The sequence below is a fragment of the Spongiibacter pelagi genome (genome assembly GCF_014705705.1).
GTDB classification, from domain to species: Bacteria; Pseudomonadota; Gammaproteobacteria; order Pseudomonadales; family Spongiibacteraceae; genus Spongiibacter; species Spongiibacter pelagi.
In genome coordinates, this window is record NZ_JACXLD010000005.1 from 1 (window position 1) to 24,190 (window position 24,190).

General features: G+C 50.7%; 23 protein-coding genes. 15 read left to right on the forward strand and 8 right to left on the reverse strand.

The window, feature by feature from the left end; genetic code table 11:
- From IB286_RS09675 to IB286_RS09690, 4 genes are all read left to right on the forward strand, one after another.
- The coding region (locus tag IB286_RS09675) for an integrase core domain-containing protein (RefSeq protein WP_190764976.1) at positions 1–400 on the forward strand (400 nt) is incomplete at its 5' end.
- Between the two features lie 66 nt (positions 401–466).
- Positions 467–1,933, forward strand: a complete 1,467-nt coding sequence (locus IB286_RS09680; protein WP_190764978.1) for a capsule assembly Wzi family protein — start codon at positions 467–469, stop codon at positions 1,931–1,933.
- A 100-nt stretch (positions 1,934–2,033) separates the two neighbouring features.
- The gene (locus IB286_RS09685) at positions 2,034–4,511 is read left to right on the forward strand and encodes an SLBB domain-containing protein (RefSeq protein WP_190764980.1); all 2,478 of its coding nucleotides are present in this window, start codon (positions 2,034–2,036) and stop codon (positions 4,509–4,511) included.
- Complete coding sequence (locus IB286_RS09690) at positions 4,511–5,449, forward strand: Wzz/FepE/Etk N-terminal domain-containing protein (protein ID WP_190764982.1); 939 nt, start codon at positions 4,511–4,513, stop codon at positions 5,447–5,449. Before IB286_RS09685 ends, IB286_RS09690 begins: the two co-directional genes overlap by 1 nt.
- 38 nt (positions 5,450–5,487) lie before the next feature.
- Here the strand turns inward: IB286_RS09690 and IB286_RS09695 are convergent, their stop codons facing one another.
- The 3 genes from IB286_RS09695 to ppx form a co-directional block, all read right to left on the reverse strand.
- Positions 5,488–6,564: an MraY family glycosyltransferase gene (locus IB286_RS09695; RefSeq protein ID WP_190764984.1), complete on the reverse strand. Its 1,077-nt coding sequence runs from the start codon at positions 6,562–6,564 to the stop codon at positions 5,488–5,490.
- A 166-nt stretch (positions 6,565–6,730) separates the two neighbouring features.
- Complete coding sequence (locus IB286_RS09700; protein ID WP_190764986.1) at positions 6,731–7,699, reverse strand: NAD-dependent epimerase/dehydratase family protein; 969 nt, start codon at positions 7,697–7,699, stop codon at positions 6,731–6,733.
- A 90-nt stretch (positions 7,700–7,789) separates the two neighbouring features.
- Positions 7,790–9,289: an exopolyphosphatase gene (gene ppx / locus IB286_RS09705; RefSeq protein ID WP_190764988.1), complete on the reverse strand. Its 1,500-nt coding sequence runs from the start codon at positions 9,287–9,289 to the stop codon at positions 7,790–7,792.
- A 166-nt stretch (positions 9,290–9,455) separates the two neighbouring features.
- Here ppx and ppk1 point away from each other — a divergent pair, with 166 nt between their 5' ends.
- On the forward strand, positions 9,456–11,594 hold the full coding sequence (ppk1, locus tag IB286_RS09710; protein WP_190764990.1) for a polyphosphate kinase 1: 2,139 nt from the start codon (positions 9,456–9,458) through the stop codon (positions 11,592–11,594).
- Positions 11,595–11,606: 12 nt separating this feature from the next.
- On the opposite strand, the gene IB286_RS09715 is transcribed toward ppk1, so the two are convergent.
- The 3 genes from IB286_RS09715 to smpB all read right to left on the reverse strand — a co-directional run bounded on the left by IB286_RS09715 (position 11,607) and on the right by smpB (position 13,334).
- Positions 11,607–12,251 carry a class I SAM-dependent methyltransferase gene (locus IB286_RS09715; RefSeq protein ID WP_190764992.1) on the reverse strand — a complete coding sequence of 215 codons (645 nt, stop codon included), beginning with the start codon at positions 12,249–12,251 and terminating at the stop codon, positions 11,607–11,609.
- Between the two features lie 73 nt (positions 12,252–12,324).
- Positions 12,325–12,822, reverse strand: a complete 498-nt coding sequence (locus IB286_RS09720) for a SixA phosphatase family protein (RefSeq protein ID WP_190764994.1) — start codon at positions 12,820–12,822, stop codon at positions 12,325–12,327.
- A gap of 32 nt (positions 12,823–12,854) precedes the next feature.
- Positions 12,855–13,334: an SsrA-binding protein SmpB gene (gene smpB / locus IB286_RS09725; RefSeq protein ID WP_190764996.1), complete on the reverse strand. Its 480-nt coding sequence runs from the start codon at positions 13,332–13,334 to the stop codon at positions 12,855–12,857.
- Between the two features lie 155 nt (positions 13,335–13,489).
- Between smpB and IB286_RS09730 the strand changes: the two genes are divergently transcribed.
- The 3 genes from IB286_RS09730 to IB286_RS09740 are packed head-to-tail and all read left to right on the forward strand — an operon-like array spanning position 13,490 to position 15,673.
- On the forward strand, positions 13,490–14,872 hold the full coding sequence (locus IB286_RS09730) for an SLC5/6 family protein (protein ID WP_190764998.1): 1,383 nt from the start codon (positions 13,490–13,492) through the stop codon (positions 14,870–14,872).
- A 42-nt stretch (positions 14,873–14,914) separates the two neighbouring features.
- Positions 14,915–15,352 carry a type II toxin-antitoxin system RatA family toxin gene (locus IB286_RS09735; protein ID WP_190765000.1) on the forward strand — a complete coding sequence of 146 codons (438 nt, stop codon included), beginning with the start codon at positions 14,915–14,917 and terminating at the stop codon, positions 15,350–15,352.
- 3 nt (positions 15,353–15,355) lie between these two features.
- Positions 15,356–15,673 (forward strand): RnfH family protein, encoded by a 318-nt coding sequence (locus tag IB286_RS09740; protein WP_190765002.1) that lies wholly within the window; start codon positions 15,356–15,358, stop codon positions 15,671–15,673.
- A 32-nt stretch (positions 15,674–15,705) separates the two neighbouring features.
- On the opposite strand, the gene IB286_RS09745 is transcribed toward IB286_RS09740, so the two are convergent.
- Complete coding sequence (locus IB286_RS09745; RefSeq protein WP_190765004.1) at positions 15,706–16,086, reverse strand: outer membrane protein assembly factor BamE; 381 nt, start codon at positions 16,084–16,086, stop codon at positions 15,706–15,708.
- A 75-nt stretch (positions 16,087–16,161) separates the two neighbouring features.
- On the opposite strand from IB286_RS09745, the gene fur reads away from it, so the two are divergent.
- The 4 genes from fur to IB286_RS09765 all read left to right on the forward strand — a co-directional run bounded on the left by fur (position 16,162) and on the right by IB286_RS09765 (position 18,438).
- Positions 16,162–16,578, forward strand: coding sequence for a ferric iron uptake transcriptional regulator (gene fur / locus IB286_RS09750; protein WP_190765006.1), 417 nt, complete (start codon positions 16,162–16,164; stop codon positions 16,576–16,578).
- A 114-nt stretch (positions 16,579–16,692) separates the two neighbouring features.
- Positions 16,693–17,703: a DUF2804 domain-containing protein gene (locus IB286_RS09755; RefSeq protein ID WP_317889738.1), complete on the forward strand. Its 1,011-nt coding sequence runs from the start codon at positions 16,693–16,695 to the stop codon at positions 17,701–17,703.
- Positions 17,704–17,821: 118 nt separating this feature from the next.
- A complete protein-coding gene (locus tag IB286_RS09760; protein WP_190765010.1) occupies positions 17,822–18,055 on the forward strand; it encodes a type II toxin-antitoxin system Phd/YefM family antitoxin in 234 nt (77 codons plus the stop codon).
- A gap of 5 nt (positions 18,056–18,060) precedes the next feature.
- Positions 18,061–18,438: a type II toxin-antitoxin system VapC family toxin gene (locus IB286_RS09765; RefSeq protein WP_317889739.1), complete on the forward strand. Its 378-nt coding sequence runs from the start codon at positions 18,061–18,063 to the stop codon at positions 18,436–18,438.
- On the opposite strand, the gene recN is transcribed toward IB286_RS09765, so the two are convergent.
- Positions 18,435–20,102, reverse strand: a complete 1,668-nt coding sequence (gene recN / locus IB286_RS09770) for a DNA repair protein RecN (RefSeq protein WP_190765014.1) — start codon at positions 20,100–20,102, stop codon at positions 18,435–18,437. The genes IB286_RS09765 and recN overlap by 4 nt on opposite strands.
- 194 nt (positions 20,103–20,296) lie before the next feature.
- On the opposite strand from recN, the gene grpE reads away from it, so the two are divergent.
- From grpE to dnaJ, 3 genes are all read left to right on the forward strand, one after another.
- The gene (gene grpE, locus IB286_RS09775; RefSeq protein WP_190765016.1) at positions 20,297–20,863 is read left to right on the forward strand and encodes a nucleotide exchange factor GrpE; all 567 of its coding nucleotides are present in this window, start codon (positions 20,297–20,299) and stop codon (positions 20,861–20,863) included.
- Between the two features lie 138 nt (positions 20,864–21,001).
- Positions 21,002–22,924 carry a molecular chaperone DnaK gene (dnaK, locus tag IB286_RS09780; RefSeq protein ID WP_190765018.1) on the forward strand — a complete coding sequence of 641 codons (1,923 nt, stop codon included), beginning with the start codon at positions 21,002–21,004 and terminating at the stop codon, positions 22,922–22,924.
- Positions 22,925–23,011: 87 nt separating this feature from the next.
- A complete protein-coding gene (dnaJ, locus tag IB286_RS09785) occupies positions 23,012–24,139 on the forward strand; it encodes a molecular chaperone DnaJ (RefSeq protein ID WP_190765020.1) in 1,128 nt (375 codons plus the stop codon).
- The last annotated feature ends 51 nt before the right edge of the window (positions 24,140–24,190 follow it).

Below are 24,190 nucleotides of genomic sequence, written 5' to 3' on the forward strand. Positions count from 1 at the left end.
GGATGATTATTCCCGTGAAATGGTTGGCCAATTGGTTTCGGTATCCATTAGCGGAAGGCAAGTCGCACGATTTCTTAGCCAGTTAATTGAGGTGCGTGGAAAACCTAATACGATCGTTTGCGATAATGGCACTGAATTTACCAGTAAAGCCATGTTCTTTTGGAGCCGTGAAGCAGTGGTAAAGCTCGGCTTTATACAGCCAGGTAAGCCTACACAGAACGCTTTTGTAGAAAGCTTAAATGGTAAATTCAGAAACGAGTGTTTAAACCAGCATTGGTTTAGAACGATGGAAGAGGCTCGAGTCGAGATCGATCAGTGGAGGCATCACTACAACCACGTTCGACCACACAGTTCTCTGGGCTATTTGCCACCTGTTGCTTTTGCAAAACAGGCGGCATAAATTTTGGAAAATCTCATCAGAGCTGTGGTACTAACTCTGGGGAAAGGTCAAGGTCTGGGGGATGTTTTGAGTTCTTTTGGTTCTCGTTTTTTGCTGTGTCTGCTTTCTGGCAGTGTGAGCTCGTTGGCGCTTTCTGCGCCTTGGATTGATCCCGGTAATATAAGAATGCGTCACAGCCTGCAATATTTAGCTGATCAAGGTGTGGTGAATTCGCCTGTGAGCACTTGGCCGGTGATGTGGTCGGGTGTCATTAATGGCTTGAATGTAAGCCCTGCGGCGGCTGCTTCTCAGGAATATGCCTATCTCCAATTTGAGCGAAACTGGCAAACGAGCGAAGGGGGTAGTGGTGACATTCAGCTGAGTGGCGCAACTGAAGCGACGTTAGTTCGTGGTTTTGATGCCCAGCCTCGAGATGAGGCGGCAGCGACTTTTGGTTTTGAATATATTGGCGAAAAGTTTGCCGGCCGGCTCGAATACAGTACGGTGAGTAATCCCAGTGATGGTGAGCAAGAGCGCTATGACGGCAGTTATTTGGCGGCAACCTACGGTAACGTGGTGCTTGGAGCTGGGGCAATTGACCGTTGGTGGGGTCCCGGTTGGCAATCGAGTCTGATTCTTTCGAATAATGCACGGCCCATTCCCTCTATTTGGGTGTCTCGTAAAGATACACGTCCCTTTGATTCTGATTGGTTGTGTCGCTTGGGGCCTTGGCAACTTATTTTATTTGCGGGGCAGTTAGAGTCTGATCGCGCTATTCCTGATGCCAAGTTACTTGGTGCCCGGTTTACCTTTCGTCCGCGTACGAACTTGGAAATTGGTTTGTCGCGTTCTATTCAATGGGGCGGTAAAGGGCAGGATCAAAGCTTGAGTGGCCTTGCAGATACCTTGATGGGCGATAGTAATCAAGCAGGGCAGCAAGATCTTGCTAATGAGTTGGCAGCAGTGGATGCTCGATATAGCGTTCCTCTGGGTGCTGGCGCCTTGGCGGTATATGGTCAGGTCGCTAAAGAGATGGAGTCGGGTGGGCTTTTTAAACAAAATCTGAACCTTATCGGTACTGATTTGGTCACTCATTTTGGCAAAGGCACACAGCGCTGGTTTGTAGAAACGGGCGATACACAAGTACAAAGCAGTGACAGCACAAAATATGGAGTGGCCTACACACACAATCGCTATCAGAGTGGCTACTACTATAATGGCCGCAACATTGGGCCGAGTTATGGGGGCGATGCTCGAGTCGCAACATTTGGTGTGATGCAGTTCTTTGAAAATGGCCACAACCTGTCGGTTGTTTACAGCAGCGGTCAGCTCAATAAAGCGGGAAAATCTGCTATTGCTGAAACCGACCCCGGTGTTCAGTATTTCATTCTAAAGTCGAATGACAAGCTGAGTCAGGTTTCTGTCTCCTACGAAATGCCCGCCTTTGGTGGCGCGTTACGCTTGCGGAGCGAATTTGCCGATAAGCCGATTGTGATAAATGGCCAAGAGCAAGAACAGTGGCAGGGTTTTGTGGATTGGACCTACCGCTTCTAGAAACATTTCGATTGCAAGTGGTCTGACATATACTTGCAGCTTTGTGAAATTTAATGGTGCGCCGCTGCGTGCCGAATGTGAATAACGGAATATTGCACCTGTGATTTTTAGAAAAGTAATCAGCGCTCTAGTTTTGTTTTTGCCCTTAATCGTGGCGGCTCAAACCATTTCTCCTGCGCAAATTGCGCAATTCAAAAGTCTACCTCGGGCTCAGCAGGAGGCTTTGGCCCAGCAATATGGGGTGGATTTGGGTGCGATTGGGGGAGGACAATCAAGTGTTGATGGCTCGCAATTGCGTAATCCCGCGCCTTTGGTCGTGCCTCTTTCAAAACCGAGCGATAGCCGCTTAGAAGAAAGTAATGTGCAAACTAAAAATAGCGCGGCTGAAAATGAAACCACTGTTAATAAGTTAGAACCTTTTGGCTACGACCTTTTTGCGGGCGTTCCCAGTACCTTTGCGCCTGCGGCGTCAATGCCCGTGCCCGGTGCTTATACGGTTGGTCCCGGCGATGAAATTCGGGTACAGCTCTGGGGTAAAGAAAATCGTGATTTGACATTGGTGGTGGATCGCAACGGTGTAATTAACTTCCCCGAAATCGGCCCCGAATCAGTGGCCGGCTTGTCTTTTGCCGATTTAAAAGAGCGCGTTAATGCCTTAGTTAGTCAGCATTTCATTGGAGTAAAGGCCAGCGTTAGCTTGGGTGAGCTAAGAAGTGTACAGATTTTTGTGCTGGGTGAGGCTAGGGCGCCGGGGGCTTATACCGTCAGCTCACTGTCCACCATTACTAATGCACTGTTTGCTTCCGGAGGTGTAAAACGAACGGGTTCATTGCGTAATGTTCAGCTCAAACGTAAAGGGCAATTGCTTGGAGTGCTGGACCTTTATGACTTGTTGCTGAAAGGTGATACAAGTGCGGATCAGCGCCTCCAGCCCGGTGATGTTATTTTTATCCCCCCTGTCGGCCAGTTAGCGGGGATTAAAGGTGAGGTTCGTAGGCCTGCACTTTATGAATTAAAAGGCACACAAACAATTGCCGAGCTTGTTCGACTTTCCGGCGGGTTTACGGCGGATGCCTATCCAAAACGCGCCCAGCTGCAGCGGGTTGATGAGAATTTCAATCTCAGGATTTTGGATCTTGACCTTACTGAGCGAAACTCGGAAAACGTTGGTCTTAAAACAGGTGATGTATTGGCTATTTCCTCGGTCACAGAGCTGGCAGAGGGCTTCGTCTCTCTAGAAGGAGAGGCGGTAAGAACTGGGCGTTATGCCTGGCGGCCGGGGCTGCGCGTTAGTGATTTGATTGGCAGTTTAACCTTTGATGTGACTCGAGATGCAGATTACCGCTATGCATTGCGTATTAGAGAAAAGGTCGAGCGTAATACAATTGAGGTTGAGGCGTTCAACTTAAGGGTGGCGGTAGAAGATACAAGTTCACCTGAGAATTTGGGGCTTGCGTCAAGGGATCGCGTAATACTGCTTTCAGAGGCGAATGCGGAGCAACGTCAAGCCGCGCTTGCGGATATCGTGAAGCGGCTAGAAAATCAAACTGGGCCTCGTGAATGGGCTCCGGTAGTGAGAGTCAACGGTGCGGTTCGCTTTCCCGGTTCATATCCTATTGCTGCCGATGAAACACTTTCAGAGGTATTGGCTGCTGCGGGTGGCGCGAAGGAGAATGCGCTGCTGCTTGAGGGTGAGATTACTCGTTATGTCACCAATGAAAAAGGCATTGGAGAAACCCGAATCCTGCCTTTTTCGCCTGTGGAAATTCTGACTGGTAATGAAGATATCGTGTTACAGGGGCGCGATAGTATCTTGATTAAAACCGTTCCCGACTTTGCTAAAAACAATACGGTTACTCTGCTTGGTGAGGTGCTATACCCTGGCACTTATACCTTTCAAGAGGGTGAGACCCTTGAAGCGGTTTTAGCTCGTGCGGGCGGGCTTACCGCAAGTGCTTTTGCAAAAGGGGCGGTTTTTACCCGTGAGCGCCTTCGGTTGTTGGAGGCTCAGCGTTTAAAAGAAGCGGAAGATCGCTTGCAAAATGATTTGTTGGGCGTGCAGTTAGCAGGCAACAACGTTGGAGGAGATAATGCTGAACGGGTGCAGCAAGCGCAGGGCCTGCTTGAAGAAGTGCAAAATAGCGCCCCCGTTGGGCGCATGGTTATTAATCTTGAGGCCATGCAAAAAGGCGAGCGCTATCAAAACGTGATTTTGCAGGATGGCGATAAGCTGCAAGTGCCGCCTATCCCACAATCTGTCACGGTGCTGGGGGAGGTGCAATTCCCAACCAGTCATTTATATCAGCCGGGGCTTTCTGTGGATGATTATTTGGAGCGCTCTGGCGGGGCTACCCGTCAAGCTGACCAAAGCCGTGTTTATGTGGTTAAGGCGGATGGGTCGGTTTTGCTGCCAAATAGAAGCCGTTGGTTTGGTGGTCGCCGTGCTGAAATTGGTATTGGTGACACCATCATTATGCCGATAGATGTGGACCGTCTGAATAAATTGGAACTTTGGACAAACCTAAGCCAAATTATCTATCAAATGGCCTTGGGCGCTGCGGCGGTGGGGAATCTGTAATGGAAGAGAGAATGCCTCAGCCCTATTACCAAGATGATGAGATCGATCTTAAAGAACTTTTCCTTGTTTTGTGGAAAGGCAAATTTCTGATTATTGCTATAACTGCTTTTTTTGCGGTTGCTGGCGTTATCTTTGCACTTATGAAGCCTAATGTTTATCAATCAAGTGCGCTAGTTGCGCCCGCACAAGACGGCGGTGGCGCGGGTCGCTTGAGTGGGCAGTTGGGTGGTTTGGCAAGTCTTGCTGGAATCAGCTTGGGTGGGGGTAATGGCTCCGATCCAACAGTTGTCGCTAAAGAGATTTTGCAATCCAGGGCTTTTCTCGCTGATTTTATTCATCGTCACCAGTTGGAAGTGTCTTTAATGGCGGCAACAGGTTGGAATCTCGGCGGCGAAGTATGGGAACTTGATCAAGAGATCTATAGTCGCGAAACTGGCAGTTGGCAATTGGATGATGACGGTAAAAGCCTAGAGCCAACCGATTGGGATATGGTGAAAAAATTTAAAGGGCTGCTTAGTGTGTCAGAAAGCAAAGACACAGGCATGGTGACGATTGCAATTAAAAGCCTATCTCCGGTTGCAGCTAAGGATTGGGTACAAAAATTAGTTAAAGATATCAATGAGCATATGCGGGCGCAGGATATCGAAGATGCTGAGGCTCGCATTGGCTACCTAGAAAAGAAACTTAGCGAAACCAATATTGCCGGTATGCAACAGGTTTTCTATCAGCTAATTGAAAGTGAAACCCGTACCGTAATGCTCGCAAATGCTCAGCCAGAATATGTGTTTAAAACCATTGATCCCGCGGTTGTTCCACAAGAGAAAAGTGAGCCCAAGCGCGCATTGATTGCGGCCGTGGCTACTGTATTGGGTGGTATGCTCGGCGTGTTAGTTGTTTTGGTAAGGCACTATATGAGGGAAGGAAGGGGCGAGGTTTAAGAGCTCTAGTGATTGGTATCGAGCCTCGCTTTTTAACCCTACTGAGCCCGGCTTTTAACTTTGGCTATTACCAGCTCAATACGAGGTGTAGGTACCGATCGGCTTTTGGGTAGGTTCAACCAGACAAAAAATCCCAAAACACAAATAAAAATAAGAAAAGCGCTTAATTCATTTACCCCGAGTTTTGAAAGGCTTAAGCCAACACCTGCCATAAGTAATGCTGCGGTATGGATGATGGCTACTGTTTGGCGAACTGAGAAATCGGCGTTCCGCAAAATGTGGTGGAAATGATCTCTGCCGGGGCTAGTAAGCGGGCGATCGGCAAGTTTTCTCCTGACTAATACAGCTGCAGTGTCTATAAGCGGGAAAGCTATGAGGTAAAGAGCCGTTACTGGAGAAATGGCGCCTGATTCACTTAAGCTAATTAACAACCAGGCTACACAAAAGCCCAATACCATGCTTCCAGTATCCCCAAGAAAGGTTTGAGCGCGATTAGTCCAAGGAAAGCGGTAGTTAACTAGTAGAAATGCCACAGTTGCTGAGGATAGGGTGCAGCCCAATGTTGCTTCAGCAAAAAGACCGTGTTTCGCAGCTAAGCTAGTGAGAATTATTAGTGGAATCAGTGTTAAGCCGCCTGCAAGTCCGTCTAAGCCATCAGACATATTGAATGCATTAATGGCGCTTAGGATGGCAAATACTGTTACTGGAATGGAGAGTAGCCCAAGGCTAACCAAGCCCTGTCCGAATAAGTCGCCTAGGTGAGTGATGGCTGTGCCTGTGCCTAAAATCGTGAAAACCGCAGCAAGTATTTGGGCGAAAAAGCGAAATCTCGGTGACGAATCGTTACGGTCATCGTGCAGACCAATCAATATTAAGATAAGCAGCGGTGGGGCAAGCCAAACGAGTTGGGAGTTACGGAACTCTGGCCATAAAAGCACTGTTGTAAGACTTAGTGAAATGGCTAAGCCGCCGACGAGTGGCGTTGATTCAAGGTGCTGCTTACGGCCGCCGGGGGTGTCCATTAGTTTCAGGTCTGGCGCAAAGCGGATCAGGCCCTTTAAAAGCAGTGAGCAAAGCGAAAAAGCAATTAATCCGGCTAATAAAATGTCTTCCATAACCTATCCCTGTAAATAAAATGGTCACCTTGGCGGCTTTCTTTGAGCTGTTAACTTCAATTGGAGTGCGAGTAGGTGGCGGATTGTAGCATTGTCGTTGTGGAAGAAGTATTACTTAGTGTATTAGCTATAGTATTAGGGGCAGCGTCGCCCCGTCCTAGGCTAATTACTCTGTTATGAATGTTGGTTTTTCAGTGTTGTCTTCTATGAATTCATAGTTGAGGGTTTTTCTCAGCCCTTCGAGTAAATCTACTCGAGCTTTAAAGCCCGTTTTAGGGATGGAGGTATTAAATGATGTTGTTCCCATAAACTTTTTAACCCGGATTGAGCTAATGGGGAGTTTCTTTCGTAAAAGAAAAGCTAAAACATCAAAGCCGTAGCCAGCTAAAACGCCCAGCAAAGCAGGAAAGCGAAGGCCAACTCCAGATTTTTTGAATAGTGTTGCTCTTACCGTACCGACCAATGTGTTCATATCGAGGTCCGGTTTGTCGATGTAGTTGTACAAGTTGTAGCCGCTGAGTTTTGTGGAAAATTGGATAAATTCGGCCACATTTTGCACGTAAGCCATGGATTTTCGGTTTTTCCCGTTGCCAAACATCAAGAATCGCCCACTTGCTATCTGGTTTAGCAAGTTAAAGACATTCCCCCTGTTACCTTCACCAAATATTACGGTAGGTCTGATAATTGTTAGGTTCCTGTTTTCGGGATCTTCTTCATACCATTCTCTGTACACATTTTCGGCAAGGTACTTGGTGCGGCCATAGTCATTGAAGTAATTTATTTCGCCAGATTCATCTGTTCCCTCGGGGGCAAAACCATAAACCGCAACGCTGCTGGTGAATATGATTGTGTTGATTCCCCGCTGGCGACAGAAGTTGCAAAGGTTGCGGCTTCCTTCGACGTTAACTAAGTCGTATAGACTTTTAGGGGAAACGTCATCCCGGTGCTCTGCCGCTAGGTTTATTACTGCGTCGAGGTGAGGGAGTGACGCAAAAGACTTGGGGTCGGTTATGTCTAAGTAATTTGAATTTTCAAGTGATTTGTCGAAGAGGTGGAAATCTTTGCCTGCATCTTCCATGACGGCGGCAAGCCGAGTACCCACAAAACCGGCTCCGCCGATAATACCTACTTTCATTTTATTGCCACTTCGTTAAAAATTTTGTCTAGTCTATTTTGCATGTGTTTTAGTTACGAGAGTTTGTACTGGTCTTATTTCGGGTTTTAATCAATCCCGCGCACTAATCTCCAACTGCAACCCAACGCTCTTCTGCGCCAAGGCCGCTTCTTCCTCCAAGTCCGCTGCAGTAAGCGGATTCTCATCCAGCCAGCTTTGAGGCAGGCTTATCTCAATCTGGTTTGCGCCGCTGGAGTTAATGTTGATTTCTTCGCTGGGTAGGCTGGTTTGTCTCCGGCGCAGGAATATACACGCTAGCCTCAATAGCCCTACTAGCAACCAGTCTGGCGATACGCCGTAAGTGCCGTTGTCGGGCGACTTAGGTTTGCGGCGGTGGTTAAGCACTAACAGGCTGAGCCGTGCTTGTTCTTGTCTTGAGAATCCGGGTAGGTCGGCATTGGTCAGAATATAGGCGCCGTGCTTGTGGTAGCCGCCGTGGGCGATGGCGAGGCCGAGTTCGTGTAGTTGTGCCGCCCAGCGCAGTAGGTTTTCGGCTTCTTCTACCGGGGTGCTGAGGTGTTCGGCGATGCCGGGTAGCCAGCGTGTGCACAGTTCGGCAACGCGATTGCCTTGATTTTCGTCAATTCGGTATTGGCTGATGAGTTGACGTACGGTTTCTTCGCGCTTGTCGCGGTGGAAGAAGCGTCCAGCCAGGTCGTAGAGTATGCCTTCACGCACGGCGTAGGTTGAAACGTGCATGTCTGGGATGTTCATTTCTTTAAACAGGGCATAGAGCACGGCAAAGCCGCCGGGGAAAACATCGCGGCGGTCATCGCTAAGGCCTTGAATTTTCAACTCGCTGGTATGACTGGCCTGTAGGATTTGGCTTTTGATGGCTTTGAGGCCGTCCGGGGTGATATGGCCCACATCACAAAGCCCTTGTTCGCTGAGAATGTTAGCGATGCTGCGAATGGTTCCGGATGAGCCAACCGCTTCTTGCCATTGGTCTTGGAACTGTTCTACGTAGGGCGAAACAAGCTGTCTTGCCGCGCTTACGGCTTTGTTGAATTGCTTTTCATTAATGCTGCCATTGGGGAAGAAGCGCATGCTAAAACTGACGCAACCCATGGGCAGGCTTTCTAGCAGTTTGGGGTGATGATCGCCGGTAACGAGTTCAGTGGAACCGCCGCCGATATCGACGACTAATCGGGTGCGATTATCCGGCGCTAGGTCATTGGCCACGCCAAGGTAAACCAGTCGCGCTTCTTCCGTGCCGGAAATAATATTGATGGGTACGCCGAGAACGGCTTCCGCTTTGCGCATAAATTCGCCCGCGTTTTCTGCGGCGCGCAGTGTGTTAGTGCCCACTACGCGAATCTGTTTGCGCGGTACATCAGTGAGGCGGTTGGCGATTTTGGCAAGGCTGTCTAGTGCGCGTTGCTGGGCGTCTTCACTGAGGAAGTCGTTTTCATCGAGTCCGGCTGCCAAGCGCACCATGTCTTTATGGCGATCGATAATTTTGAGTTTGTTATCTTTGAAGCTGGCAATCAGCAGGTGGAAGCTGTTGGAGCCTAAATCGAGGGCGGCATAGGATTCGGTGTTTTGTGACATCACTCTTTTCTCGGTAAAGCAGGCAGTAGTGTATCGGCAGAGAATGGGAAATGCGACACTGGCTTTTTTTTGCTGCTATTAACCGCTTTGAATATGTCATTAAAATGACATTGGTGGGCGCTAACATAGAAAAGATTTTGGCGTGGATTTTTGACTGGAAACGATGATGACTGAAATAACGGCTGAACAGGCGTGGGTGGCAAAGGAGCTGAGTTGGCTTTCCTTTAATGATCGGGTGTTGCAGGAAGCAGCTGATCCCTCGGTGCCCATTATTCAGCGCATTCGTTATCTGGGTATTTTTTCCAACAATATGGATGAGTTCTTCCGGGTGCGCGTGGCCGATGTGCGCCGTTTGGCGGTGTTTTCTACACCATCAAAGCAGGAAGAATACCGCAATTTATTGGAGCAGATTCGGCAAACGGTATTCAAACTCCAGCGCCGTTTTGAGGCTACCTACGAAAAAAACCTGAAAGAACTGCGTCGCCGCAAAATCTATGTGGTGAATGAGCGTCAGTTAGATGAAGGCCAGATCGCCTTTGCGCGGGATTATTTCTACAAGAAGATCGAGCAGGAATTGGTGCCGATCATGCTTGATGATGCCTACCCGATTCCGGAGCTGAGCGATGCATCGATTTATTTGGCGATTAAGCTGAGTTACGAGGGGCAGGTTAAATACTTTTTGCTGGAAGTGCCAACCACCCGCTTGGATCGCTTTGTAGAAATTCCGGGCAAGAAGGGCAAGCGCGGTCATGTATTGATTGTGCTCGAGAATATTATTCGGGTGTGTTTGCCGGAAGTGTTTCGCGGGGTTTTTCCGCTGGATAGCGCTGAGGCTTACACCATTAAGCTAACCCGCGATGCGGAGCTTGAGCTTAGCGAAGAGATGACCCAGACCTTTGTGGAGAAAATGGCCCAGAGTCTGAAGCGCCGCAAAAAAGGCGATCCGGTGCGTTTTGTTTACGATGCGCAAATGCCCGATGACTTGCAGGAATATCTGGTTAAACGCTTAGGGCTGGGCAAGCTGGACTCCATGATTCCCGGTGGCCGTTACCACAACTCTAAAGATTTTATGAAGTTTCCCAATCTGGGGCCGGCCTATCTGGACAGCAAATCGCTGCCTGCGATTCCGCACCAGCAAATTGAAGCCTCCAGCAATATTATGAGCTGTATGCGCGATCAGGATTTGCTGCTGTACTACCCCTATCACAGCTTTAACTACCTAACGGATTTGCTGAAAACCGCCGCGATTGACCCTTCGGTTAAAAGCATCAAGATCAGTCTTTACCGGGTGGCGTCGAATTCTCATGTGGTTGATGCCTTGCTTAATGCGGTGGCCAACCACAAAGAAGTTACCGCCGTGGTTGAGTTGCAGGCGCGCTTTGATGAAGAGGCGAATATTGAGCTTTCTGAGCGTCTGACCGATGGTGGTGTAAACGTGATTCTCGGCGTGCCCGGACTGAAGGTGCATAGCAAATTGATTTCGATTGCCCGGCAGGAGGGCAATACGCTGCGCTATTACACCCATGTTGGCACCGGTAACTTCAACGAAAAAACCGCCAATGTGTACACAGACTTTAGCTTGTTTACCTACGACCAAGAGTTGGGTGATGAGGTCGCCAAGGTATTCGACTTTATTGCGTTCACCTATAAGCGCCATGAGTTCAAATTGCTGGGCGTTTCACCACTGAACAGCCGTAGCAAATTAGTGGGCATGATTGATGATGAAATCAAAAATGCGGAAAAGGGCGAAGAATGCGGTATTACTCTGAAGTGTAATAATCTGGTTGATCGCGAAGTGATTGACCGCCTTTACGCTGCCAGTCAGGCCGGTGTGCCAGTGCGCTTAATTGTGCGGGGTATGTGCGCGCTGATGGCGGGTATTCCCGGCCTGAGTGACAATATTGAGGCGATCAGTATTGTCGATGGCTTGCTCGAGCACCCTCGTGTTTATATTTTCCGCAACGCCGGTGAGCCGAAATACTTTCTGTCTTCAGCGGATGTGATGACCCGCAATATCGATTTCCGTGTCGAGGTGGCAGCGCCGATTCGCGATAAAAATCTGCAGCAGATTATTCAGAATATTATCGATATTCAGTGGGCGGACAATGTGAAGGCGCGTATTTTGGATGCCAGCCAAACCAATGGCTTTAGACTCCGTAAGCCCAATGTGCGCAAGGTGCAGTCGCAATATGCGATTCACGATTATCTGAGCGAGGGCAAGCTGCCGCGCCTGCCCAAGTTGAATTACCGTTCTACGGTGAAGCAGAAAGCCAAAAAGAAGAAAAATAAGGCTCTGCTTAAGTAAAAGAGCGGCGATTTACTGACGAATAATCAGTAGTTCGCCGCTCATTTTTTTAGGGGTAGTGCATTCCCAGTCCACTAACTCTACATCGCTGCCCCATGCTTTTTGGCAGCGCTTGGCCAGTTTGTGGAAGGGCGGGCGACCGGGGTCGGCAATAATAATGCACTTCACGCCGGCGGCGCGTGCTTCTTCAATGGCGGTATAAAGCGGTTTTACTAATTTATCCCAGAAACAGATATCGCCGCCGAGCATGTATTGCTGGCCTTTAAGCTCGGTTTGATTGAGCTGTTCGTAGCGCGCCACTTTATTTTTGATTTTCACTTCATTCAGTAGCGCGTGGGCATCTAAATAGGGGAATACATGCTCGTCGGCATCCAGTGCGGTCAGTTTAGCCTTGAATTGCTGGGCGCAGAAAATACTGAGAATCCCCCAGCCACAACCAATCTCGATCATCTTCTGGCGCTTCTTCGGCGGATTCTGCAGCAGGTAATCCATAATCAGGAACGAGGAATTCCAAATCTGGTAGCCGTGAATTTCCGGGCCGGGTAGCACCCGCTGCATCCGCCGAATCAGTTTGTGGCTTTTTTTGAGAATCAATACATCGTGAACGATGCTGATGTCGCGAAGGGCTTTGTGTTGCCCAGATGTGGTTTCGCTCATGGCTCTCTTATTTAGTCGGGCGTGTGATTTATTGACGGTGATTATTGGGCCGCAGAGTGACGATTGTCTTACATCAGCGCAATTGTTTGGGGCGAATCACTTCAACCAGTTTGGCGCAGTCGCCGCGCAACTGATCCCAGTATTCCACATTCAGTGCCAGCTCGGTAAAGGTGCAGGTGCCCATGGTGCTGATATTGCCGTCATACAGATAATTCGCAAGATCCAGCAGTGCGGGATTGTGGCCGATGATCATCAGTTGGTCGGCATCGTTTGGCAGGTCTTTGAGATAGTCGAGCAGTTCTTTTTTCTCAAAGGTGTACAGCGCATCGCTGTCGGTGGCGGGGGTTTGATCAATAAGTGCAGAAGATTGTTTGAGTTTCTTGAGAGTTTCCTGCGCCCGGCGCGCGGTGCTGCAGTGGATTAATCTAGGTATTCGATTCAGGCGTTCCAGCTCCTGAATAACCAGTTCGCAATCGCGTTTGCCGCGCTTGGTCAGAGGCCTGTCCTTATCATCGAGCTGGTCATCGTCCCAGCTGGATTTGGCGTGTCGAAGTAAGTACAGGGTTTTCATAGTTCTGCTAATCTCAAAGAGCGCGCCAGCGATTAACTATTATGCTGGCGCATAATGCGCTGTTTCTGTCGGTCCCAGTCGCGATTTTTTTCGGTTTCACGCTTGTCGTGATCTTTCTTGCCCTTGGCTAAGGCGATTTCGGCTTTGACCAGATGCTTCTTCCAATACAGCGCCGTGCACACGCAGGTGTAGCCTTTCTGTTGCGTGGCTTCAATGATTTTGCTCAGTTCCTTGCGGTGAAGCAAGAGCTTGCGGGTGCGCTTGGGGTCGGTCACAAAATGGGTGGAGGCGCTTAACAGCGGGGTAATTTGACTGCCCAGCAGGAAGGCTTCGCCGTTTTGCAGCAAAACATAGGTGTCGGTAATCTGGCCTTTGCCTTCGCGCAGGCTTTTTACTTCCCAGCCTTGCAGGGCAACGCCAGCCTCGAATTTTTCCGTGAGGATATAGTCGTGGCGAGACTTTTTATTAAGGGCAATGGTATTGCTAGTAGGTTTGGTTTTCTTCTTACTCATGGCGGCAGATTATAGGGCCAGAAGCCCTTTCCGACTAACACAATTTGCAGATTCGGCGCTGTGTTAGCGCGATAGTGTTGGAAATTGCGGCCCGCTCAGGTAAAACGTGCCCTTAGATAAATGTAGCGCAAGCTCAATGGGAATGTTCACGGCGTATGCCAATTAAAAAACGCAGAGTGCAGGGTATCTGGTCTAGTCGCTGGACCTTCTTCGCTGCCGCCGTTGCACTTACGGCGGGCTTGGGGGATTTTTGGGCGACGCCGCTCTATATTTCCCAGCAGGGTGGTGCGCTCTATCTGCTTTGTTATTTGTTTTTTTTGGCGGTGGTGATGATGCCGCTTGCGGTTGCCGAGCTGCGAATAGCGGTGAAGGCCCGCGCCAATCCCATTCACGCCTTTGATCATTTTATTACCTACGCCTCTAGCAGCCGTTACTGGCGATTAGTGCCGGTGATTGCGGTGGTGGCTGTGGTTTTGTTGGTGGCGCGGATGTGTGTGGTCGGCGGTTGGTTGCTGGCTTATATTCCGCAAATGCTGGCGCCGGAAATGCTCGCCGCGAGTGTGGATTCAGTCGCGGGCGTGTTCACGTCCTTGCTTGCCGACTCTGGGCAGATGGTCAAAAACAGCCTGATTTTTCTTGTGGTGGTGGCGCTGTTTGCTTCTATGGAGGTCGGCAAAGGCTTGGCGATGTTGCTGCGCGTCTTGCTGCCCTTAATGATGATTATGCTGGTTTTGCTGGTGTATTACGCCTATGAACTCGGTGATGCGCGGGTTGCCCATACTGCATTGCTTGAGTTTCGTCCGGATCAGTTCTCTTGGTCGCAGGGTTTTTCCGCTCTACAGCAAGCCTTCTTTACCTTGTGTGCAGGGAGTTTTGCGTTGATGGCCTTCGGCGCGTATTTCCCGGTGGGGCGCTCGGTGGATCGCCAAATTGCCATGGTGGCCAGTCTCGATGTGCTGATTATGTTGATGGCCGGAATTCTAATTCTGGCACTGGTGGCAGATCAGCATATTTTGCCGGGTACCGGGCCGGCGCTATTGTTTATCTCCCTTCCTTATACCTTTGGCAATTTAATCTTTGGCGATTTGGTGGGCGTGGCTTTTTTTGTGCTGCTCAGTATTTTTATGCTGACCTCGGCCGTGGCCTTGCTGGAACCCTTGGTGGCACATGGGGTTGAGCGCTGGGCTGCACCGCGCTGGCTTATTGCGCCGGCGGTGGCGGTGTTTGTCGGCGGTTTGTCGGTTTTAAGTATCGATAGTTTGCTGGTTAATCCCTCGGCAGAAAATGCCCCGCAGGGATTTTTGGGGCATAGCTTGTGGGAATGGTTAGATATTCTCGCCGGTGCGATTTTATTACCTTTGGCGGCGTTTTTATTTTCGCTGTTTGCCGGTTGGCGCATCCCGCGAGTGGTGTATGGATCGCCAGACGGGGTTTTCGCTAAGATGGCATTTTGGCTTTGGTACCAGCTGTTGCGGTATATTGCGCCCCCGGTGCTGTTTTTGGTTCTTGTTGTGGGTTGTTACGCCCGCTTTTCTTGAGGCGATGCGGTGCTGTTGTGCTCAATTTGACAAGGCCTGACCATGAATGAAATTCGCCGCAGTGCGTTGCTGCCGTATTCCGCTGATCGTGTTTTTGCGCTGATTAATGATATTGAAGCGTATCCAGAATATATGGATGGCTGTGTCGGCGCTGAAATTCTATTGAGTTCGCCTGAGGTTATGGAGGCGCGCTTGGATCTGGCGAGGGCGGGGGTGAATTTGAGTTTTGTTACTCGCAATCGTTTGGAAGCGCCAAAGCGGGTGCGGCTGGAATTACTCGATGGCCCATTCGAAAATCTGAGTGGTGAATGGACTTTACTGGCTTTGGGAGATCAAGCCTGTAAAGTCAGTTTGCTGCTGAATTTTGCTTTGCAGAATGCGCTGCTGGCCAGCGCCGGTAAGCAATTATTTAATTCAGTCGCTAATAATTTGGTCGATGCGCTGGTTAAGCGTGCGGCCCAACAGTATGGCAAGGGGTAAGAAATGAGCGAAACAAATACCGTCCATGTCGAGGTGGCTTATGCGCTACCAAATGTGCAACGTATTATTGCTTTGGATTTGCCGGCGGGTAGCTCGGTGCGTGATGCAGCCGTGGCGTCGGGCTTGGATAAGCAGTTTGAAGGTTTGGATTTAAACAGCGCGGACTTGGGTGTGTTCGGCAAAGTCGTCGCCAAGCCAGAGGCGCAGACCTTGGTTGATGGTGATCGGGTGGAGGTGTATCGCCCGCTGATCGCCGATCCTAAAGAGGTTCGCAAACAGCGCGCGGCAAAGGTTAAAGCCAGAAAAGCCGAGCAGGAATAAATGCTGTTCCTGCCCGGATATTTTATTCGGGCTTATTCGCTGGTTGCGGTTTCAGATTGTGCAGTCGCCCCGGCCATTTTGCCTTTCTCTGACGGCTGAACATCGGTCACGATTTTTACCAGCACATCGCCGTTAAAAAACGCACTCAAGTTGTGTTGTTCGGTCATCTCGCCGTCTTTGCGCATCCGGAAGATGTAATCCCAGCGGTTTGGTTCAAAGCTGTCCTTAATCAAGGGCGCGCCCATAATGTATTCCACTTGGCTGCGGCTCATGCCAATTTCCAGCTGATCTACCATTTCTTGGGTGATGATATTGCCTTGGTCGATATCGAGTCGGTAAACGCCGGGAAATTCCCAAGAGCTGCAGGCAGTCAGGAGGGCGGTAAGTCCGATGGCAATGATGGTGCTTCGCATTGTTTTAGGGTTCCAATATCGCGTTAAGGCGTGGGATAATAGCGCAAAGCCATACGCAACGCTAAGGTCTGAACTATGCCGATGGAAAATCAGGAGCTGCGCAAAGCTGGCCTGAAGGTCACGCTCCCCCGAGTCAAAATCCTGCAACTACTTGAGCAGGCCGAAGCCGATAATCAGCACTTTAGCGCTGAAGACGTCTACCGCACTCTTATGGAGAGTGGCGAAGACGTGGGTTTGGCAACGGTTTACCGAGTGCTGACCCAATTTGAAGCCGCAGGTTTGGTGACCCGCCACAATTTTGAATCCGGTCATTCGGTATTTGAGTTGGATAAAGGTGACCACCACGATCACATTGTGTGTATGGACACCGGCGATGTGATTGAGTTCTGTGATGAAGTCATTGAAAAACGCCAAAAAGCGCTGGTTGAAGAGCGCGGCTACGAATTGGTGGATCACAGCTTGGTGCTGTATGTTCGGCCTAAGAAGGGCTGATTAGAAAGGCTGACTCTAGATTGGATTAGCAAATGCCCGGTTCTTGCCGGGCATTTTTTTGTCCGCTGTTTTGCGGATAGAAAATAATAAGAACGAATTCTTTGAGGAGTGGGTGTGACCAAGAAGCTCATTATTAACCAGCAAGCGGATTACGGTTATCACCCCGGTGGGGTCGATGACGTGAATTTCATGGACTTCAATTTGCGCACGGCGATGGATAAGCCGATTTCTGCGCGACGAAAAAAACAGCGTTTTAATCGTTTTGAGTTTGTTTCGGTGGCTAGCCCTTCGCTGATTTTGGGTGCGGCGATTGTCGATTTAGGCTGGGTCAGCAATGCATTTGTTTATTTATTTGAGCCCGCAAGCGGGCGTTTTGAAGAATTTAGTTTTTTGCAGCCGCTAGGCCGTAAAACCGAGATTGAGCCAAGGCCGAAAAATGGTGTGGCGCGCTTTCAAAAGGGCGCGAATCGCATTGAGATTTCAGCGGATGCTGAGCAGGCTTGCCGATTCGTTAGTTTGAATCTTAAGGGTGTAAGCGCTGAACTGCGCATTGATGAATCCCAAAACTACCAACCGCTTGGGGTTTGCTGCCGGGCTGGGTATAACGGCTGGGTTTATACCCAAAAAGCCGCCGGCTTACCGGTGACTGGGCAAATCACATGGCAGGGGCAGGAGTTTGATGTGGCACAGCAGCAGGCCTTGGCGAGTGTGGACTGGAGCGGCGGTTTTATGCGCCGTGAAACCGCATGGAACTGGGCGAGCCTCTCAGCGGTTTTGCCCGATGGGCGACGTTTGGGTATGAATCTGGCGGCGGGCGTAAATGAAACTGGCTTTACGGAAAATGGCCTGTGGCTGGGTGGTGAGCTGATTCAGGTTGCGCCGGCCGATTTTCGTTTTGAACGCTACAGTGACAGCGCCGCTTGGCAGATTACCACCGCCGATGGGGTGGTCGATTTGCGCTTTGAGCCGGCCGGTAAGCGCTGCGAAAAAGTGAATGCGGGTTTTATCGCCAGCAACTTCACCCAGCACTTTGGCAAATATTATGGCGAGCTGAACTTGCCGCAAGGGCGGCTGGTTGTGGATGGGCTTTGGGGCTTAACCGAAGACCATTACGCTCGCTGGTAGTGGCGATCAATAGTGGTGGCGGCAAATCCCTATAGTGGTCGAAATTTCTACGATGGCTTGCTGATCGGAGTTGCTTTGACTAATATTAGCTAAGTTTAGCTAATATTGGGGTGAGGATATGCAGGTCAATATGCATGAAGCCAAGTCTCAGCTCTCTAAACTTGGTGAAAAAGTTTGGGATGGAGAGACTGTCGTGATTGCCAAAGCGGGTAAGCCTTATCTCGATCTAAAACCTCATCGGGAGGGGCAGGTTGAGAGGAGGCCTGGAAGATTAAAAGGTCAGATCGTGATTGCAGATGATTTCGATCAAGCGTCTCAAGAAATTATTGACGCCTTTGAGGGTGGATTTTGAAGCGCGTGCTTCTTGATACTCATGTGCTGCTTTGGTGGTTAAGTGACGATGACCGTCTTGGTGAGCGTGCGAGAGAAATTATTTCTGATGCGCGTAATCAGGTATATATCAGTGCGGCGAGTACGTGGGAAATATCAATAAAAATGGCGCTGGGTAAACTCAAAGCGCCAAAAGATATGAGCACTATCATAGATAATGAAGGTTTTATTGCTCTGCCAATCTCGCTTTATCATGGCGATCAGACCGGGCAGTTGCAGGAATTACATAAAGATCCCTTTGATCGGATGTTAATTGCCCAAGCGCAAGCTGAGGGCTTGATTTTGCTAACGAATGATCAGGCGATCGTGCAGTATCCGGTGCGTACTATTCTTGCTGGTAATTAATGCCGAATCCCCAGCATTTCTCTGGCATGGCTTAAGGTGTTTTCGGTAATCGCCACTCCGCCCAGCATGCGGGCGATTTCGCCAATCTTGCGGTCTTCGTCCAGTGCTTCCAGTACGGTGCGCAGGGTGTTTTCATCGCCCATTTTGCTAACTTGCAGGTGATGGTCGCCCTGACTGGCAACTTGCGGCTGGTGGGTAACGCAAAGTACCTGCCCGCGTTGGCCCAGTGAATTCAACATTTGCCCAACAATTTCGGCGGTGGCGCCGCCAATACCGACATCCACTTCGTCAAACACCATGGTGGGGATGGTCGAAACCTGTGCGGCAACAACTTGAATAGCCAAACTGATGCGCGAGAGCTCACCGCCCGAGGCAATTTTACTCAGCGGCCCCCATGCGGCATTGGGGTTAGTTTGAATCTGGATTTCAACATCCTCGTGGCCTTGTGGGTGCGGTGTTGCATCGTCTAGCGGGCTTAAGGCAAATTCGATACGGCAATGCTTCATGGCCAGCTCGGCAAGTTTGCTTTCCACGCTGGCTTTTAAGGCTTTTGCCGCTTTTTGCCGCTGCTTGCTGAGCTTGTCGGCTTGTTTGCGATACTGGCTAAGTTGGCTGTCGCGTTGCTGGCGCAGGCCGTCGATGCGCTCGTCGCTGGCGTCGAGTTGCCCCAGTTCTTCACTGAGCCGATCTTGCAGATTTAGCAGCTCTTCCGGTTGTACCTTATGTTTGCGAGCGATTTGATAAAGGGCGTCGAGCCGTTCTTCCACTTCCCGCAGTTTTTCAGGATCGACTTCGAGAGAATCAATAGCGTGTTCGAGCTCGCTCGCCGCCTCATCTATTTGAATGCGGGCGTTTTCCAGTAGTTCCATGGCGCTGCGTGCGGCGGGGCTATTGGCGCTTTGTTTGCCCAGCGATGAAAGTGCTTGCTGAAGAATTCCCAGCGCGTTGACCTCGCCTTCCTTGCACAGATTCAAGCTGTGATGATTGGCGGCGAGAATATCTTCGGCGTGGGCGAGTTGCTGTTGCTCTTGCTCCAGTTCCGGAATTTCGCCTTCTTTGAGCTCCAGCCGCTCCAGTTCTTCTAGCTGGTAGCGCAGCAATTGTTCCTGTGCGCTTTGATCGGCGCTGTTTTGCTCAAGTTGCGTGAGGGTTTTGTCGGTATGCAAGAAATCGCTGCACAGCTTGGCAACCTCTTTGCTCAGCTCGGTGCAGTCGGCGTAGCCGTCCAATAATTGCCGCTGATGATGTTTCTTTAATAAGGACTGATGGGCGTGTTGGCTGTGAATGTCGATCAACATGCCGCCTAATTGTTTGATATCCGCGAGGGTGCACGGCTGGCCATTGATATAGGCGCGGGAGCGACCTTCGGCGGTAATGACTCGGCGCAGGACAACTTCATCATCGCTGTCCAGCTCGCGCTCTTTAAGCCAGTCTAGTGCCTCTGGAATATCGGCAATATCAAATAAGGCGTGAATATCCGCTCGCTCACTACCCAAGCGCACGACACTGCCGTCGGCGCGGTCACCCAAGCACAGGCCAAGGGCATCCAACATAATAGATTTGCCCGCACCGGTTTCGCCGGTGAGCACGGTCATGCCTCGGTTGAAATCGATTTCCAGATGGTCGCTGATGGCGTAATTACTGATGCTCAGGTGTGACAGCATGATGTGCTCTCTATTGGCGTTGGTGGATTGCCGGGATTAATTAAGCATGGTTATTTATACAGTAGTTGCGCGATTCTGTGTAGGGGATAGCAAAAAATATCTGTCGCTGACTTGAAAAGATCCGGTTCAACCCCATATTCGCTCCAGTTGCGCTAAGGCGTGCCATTGAATAACCGGTTTGGAGAGAGATCATCGTGTCAGAGGAACAACAAAAGACCGATGCCCCTGAGGGTGAACATCAGGCTCATATTGATGAGCAGCAGGACGCTGCGGTAGAGCAGTCGGCTGCGGAAGGCAGTATGGAAGATCAGCTGGCCCGCGCCCAGCAAGAGGCGGCAGATGCTAAAGAGCAGGCGATGCGCGCTGTTGCTGAAGCCCAGAATGTGCGTCGTCGCGCTGAAAAAGAAGTTGAGAATGCCCGCAAGTTTGCGCTGGAGAAGTTCGCCAGTGACATGCTGAGCGTGGTGGATAACCTCGAGCGTGCGGTGGCGGCGGTGGATACCGAAGTTGAGGCGATTAAGCCTTTGCTGGAAGGTGTTGAGCTGACCCGCAAAACCCTGGTTGATGCCTTGGGGCGTCACAATGTTGAGCAAATCGATCCCAATGGCGAGCCTTTTGACCCGGCTTTGCACGAGGCGATGGCGATGGTGCCGAACCCTGCCATGGAACCCAATACCGTGATGGATGTAATGCAGAAAGGTTACACCCTAAACGGTCGCCTGTTGCGTGCGGCGATGGTGGTGGTTGCTAAAGCCCCATAAGCGCGGCTCTTTGTTGAAGAGCAAGAAAAAACACAGGGAAAACCCCTAGGGCTCTTGAAGTAGACGAAAACGGGCCCATATCTAAGACAAGATTGAACAGCGCCGGATTGCCTCCGGCAACTAGATTGGAGAAGGACTATGGCAAAGATTATTGGCATTGACCTCGGTACCACCAACTCCTGTGTGGCGGTAATGGATGGTGACAAGGTTAAGGTAATTGAAAACGCAGAAGGCGCGCGCACTACGCCTTCTATCGTTGCGTACACCGAAGACGGCGAAATTCTGGTTGGTCAGAGCGCCAAGCGTCAGGCGGTAACTAACCCAAACAACACCTTGTTTGCGGTTAAGCGTCTGATTGGTCGTCGCTTTGAAGACAATGTGGTTCAGAAAGACATCGATATGGTGCCTTACAAAATCGCCAAAGCCGACAACGGCGACGCCTGGGTTGAAGTGAAAGGCGAGAAAATGGCGCCTCCGCAAATTTCTGCGGAAGTGTTGAAAAAGATGAAGAAAACCGCAGAAGACTACCTGGGCGAGAAAGTGACCGAGGCGGTTATCACGGTTCCGGCGTACTTCAACGACTCTCAGCGTCAGGCGACTAAAGATGCCGGCCGTATTGCGGGTCTGGAAGTGAAGCGCATTATCAACGAGCCAACGGCGGCCGCACTGGCTTACGGTATGGACAAGGCCAAGGGCGATCGCACCGTTGCGGTTTACGACCTCGGTGGTGGTACCTTCGATATCTCTATTATTGAAATTGCAGAAGTGGATGGCGAGCACCAGTTTGAAGTGCTGGCGACCAATGGTGACACGTTCTTGGGCGGTGAGGATTTCGACCTGCGCCTGATCGAATACTTGTCAGCAGAGTTCAAGAAAGAGAGCGGTATCGATCTGAAAGGTGATTCTCTGGCTATGCAGCGTCTGAAAGAAGCCGCAGAAAAAGCCAAGATCGAGCTGTCTTCCAGCCAGCAAACCGAAGTAAACCTGCCTTACATCACGGCGGATGCGACCGGTCCTAAGCACTTGGTGGTGAAGTTGAGCCGCGCCAAACTGGAATCGCTGGTTGAAGATTTGGTACAGCGCTCACTGGAGCCAATGAAGATTGCTCTGCAAGATTCTGATCTGGCCGCTAGCGAAATCGACGAAGTGATTCTGGTGGGTGGTCAAACCCGTATGCCGCTGGTGCAAACCAAAGTGGCAGAGTTCTTCGGTAAAGAAGCGCGCCGCGACGTAAACCCTGATGAAGCTGTAGCCATGGGTGCGGCGATTCAAGGTGCGGTACTGTCTGGTGATGTAAAAGACGTACTGCTGCTGGACGTAACCCCGCTGACGCTGGGTATCGAAACCATGGGTGGCGTTGCCACGCCGCTGATTGAGAAGAACACCACGATTCCTACCAAGAAATCTCAGGTGTTCTCAACAGCCGATGACAACCAAACAGCGGTAACCATTCACGTGGTTCAGGGTGAGCGCAAGCAGGCGGCACACAACAAATCGCTGGGCCGTTTCGATCTGGCAGATATTCCGCCAGCGCCACGCGGTCTGCCGCAAATCGAAGTTACTTTCGATATCGACGCCAACGGTATTCTGCATGTGTCTGCCAAAGACAAGGCAACCGGCAAAGAGCAGTCCATTCGCATTACCGCCTCTAGCGGTCTGAATGAGGATGAGATTGAGCAAATGGTGCGCGATGCTGAAGCTAACGCTGAAGCGGATAAGAAGTTCGAGGCACTGGTAACTGCGCGCAATACGGCGGAAGGTTTGGCTAATGCGACTCGCAAGACGCTTGAAGAAGCCGGCGATAAAGCCAGCGACGAAGAGAAAGCGGCGATCGAAGCAGCGTTAACCAAGGTAGACGAAGCGGTGAAAGGCGATGATGTTGAGGCGATTGAAGCGGCAACTAAAGAGCTGACTGAAGCCTCCGGTAGCTTGGCTCAGAAGATGTACGCTGAGCAGGCGGCGCAAGCTGAAGCGGCCGGCGGTGCAGAGGACGCTTCTGCTGCAGGCGACGATGTTGTCGATGCCGAGTTCGAAGAAGTGAAAGACGACGACAAGAAATAAGTCGTGTGATTTTGGACGATAAACCGTCCGACGAAAAACGCCGGGCCCAGCCCGGCGTCTTAGCTTGAGCAGTACGGATCAGAATACATGTCAAAACGCGATTATTACGAAATTCTGGGTGTTGAGCGCAGCTCCGACGAGAAGGAAATTAAAAAGGCCTATCGTCGCATTGCCATGAAAAATCACCCGGATCGCAACCCGGATGACCCGAAAGCGGAAGATATCTTCAAAGAGGCGACTGAAGCCTATGAAGTATTAACCGATAAGGAAAAGCGTGCCGCTTACGACCGCTTTGGTCATGAAGGCGTTGGCGCCGGTGCCGGTGGTTTTGGTGGCGGCGGTGGTGCCGGCTTTAGCGATATTTTCGGTGATGTGTTTGGCGATATTTTCGGCGGTGGTGGCGGTCAGCGTCAGCGCGGCCCTCAGCCCGGTGCCGATTTGCGCTATACCCTTGAGATTGATCTCGAGCAGGCGGTTAAAGGCACCACGGCAAAAATTCGTATTCCTACGCTGGTGGCTTGTAATACCTGTGATGGTAGCGGCGCCAAGAAAGGTAGCTCGCCAACCACCTGTAGCACCTGTAACGGTGTGGGTCAGGTGCGTATGCAGCAGGGCTTCTTTGCGGTACAGCAAACCTGCCCTGCTTGTCGCGGTAATGGCAAAATTATTTCCGATCCCTGTGGCGATTGTCGCGGTCAGGGTCGAATTGAAGAAACCAAAACCCTATCGGTTAAAGTGCCGCCCGGCGTGGATACTGGCGATCGCATTCGCCTGAGTGGTGAGGGTGAGGCCAGCCCCAATGGCGGGCCGGCGGGCGATCTATATGTGCAGATGTCGGTTAAGCCGCACCCGATTTTCCAGCGCGATGGCAAACACCTTTACTGTGAAGTGCCAATTAGCTTTACCGACGCGGCGCTGGGCGGTGAACTGGATGTGCCCACGCTAGACGGTCGCGTGAAGCTGAAAATCCCGGCAGAAACCCAAACTGGAAAATCCTTCCGTCTTCGTGGAAAGGGCATTACCCCGGTTCGCGGTGGCACCACCGGCGACCTGATCTGTAAAACCGTGGTTGAAACTCCGGTCAAACTGAACAAGCGTCAGAAAGAATTGCTGGAAGAACTGCAAGTCAGTCTGGGCGGTAGCGATGAGCATGCGCCGCGTAAAAAAGGCTGGTTTGAGGGGGTAAAGACCTTTTTCGACGACATGAAGCTGTAGCAGATTGGTGATTTCCTCTCTGCGTTGACGCGGCGTTGTTAAAAGGCGGCT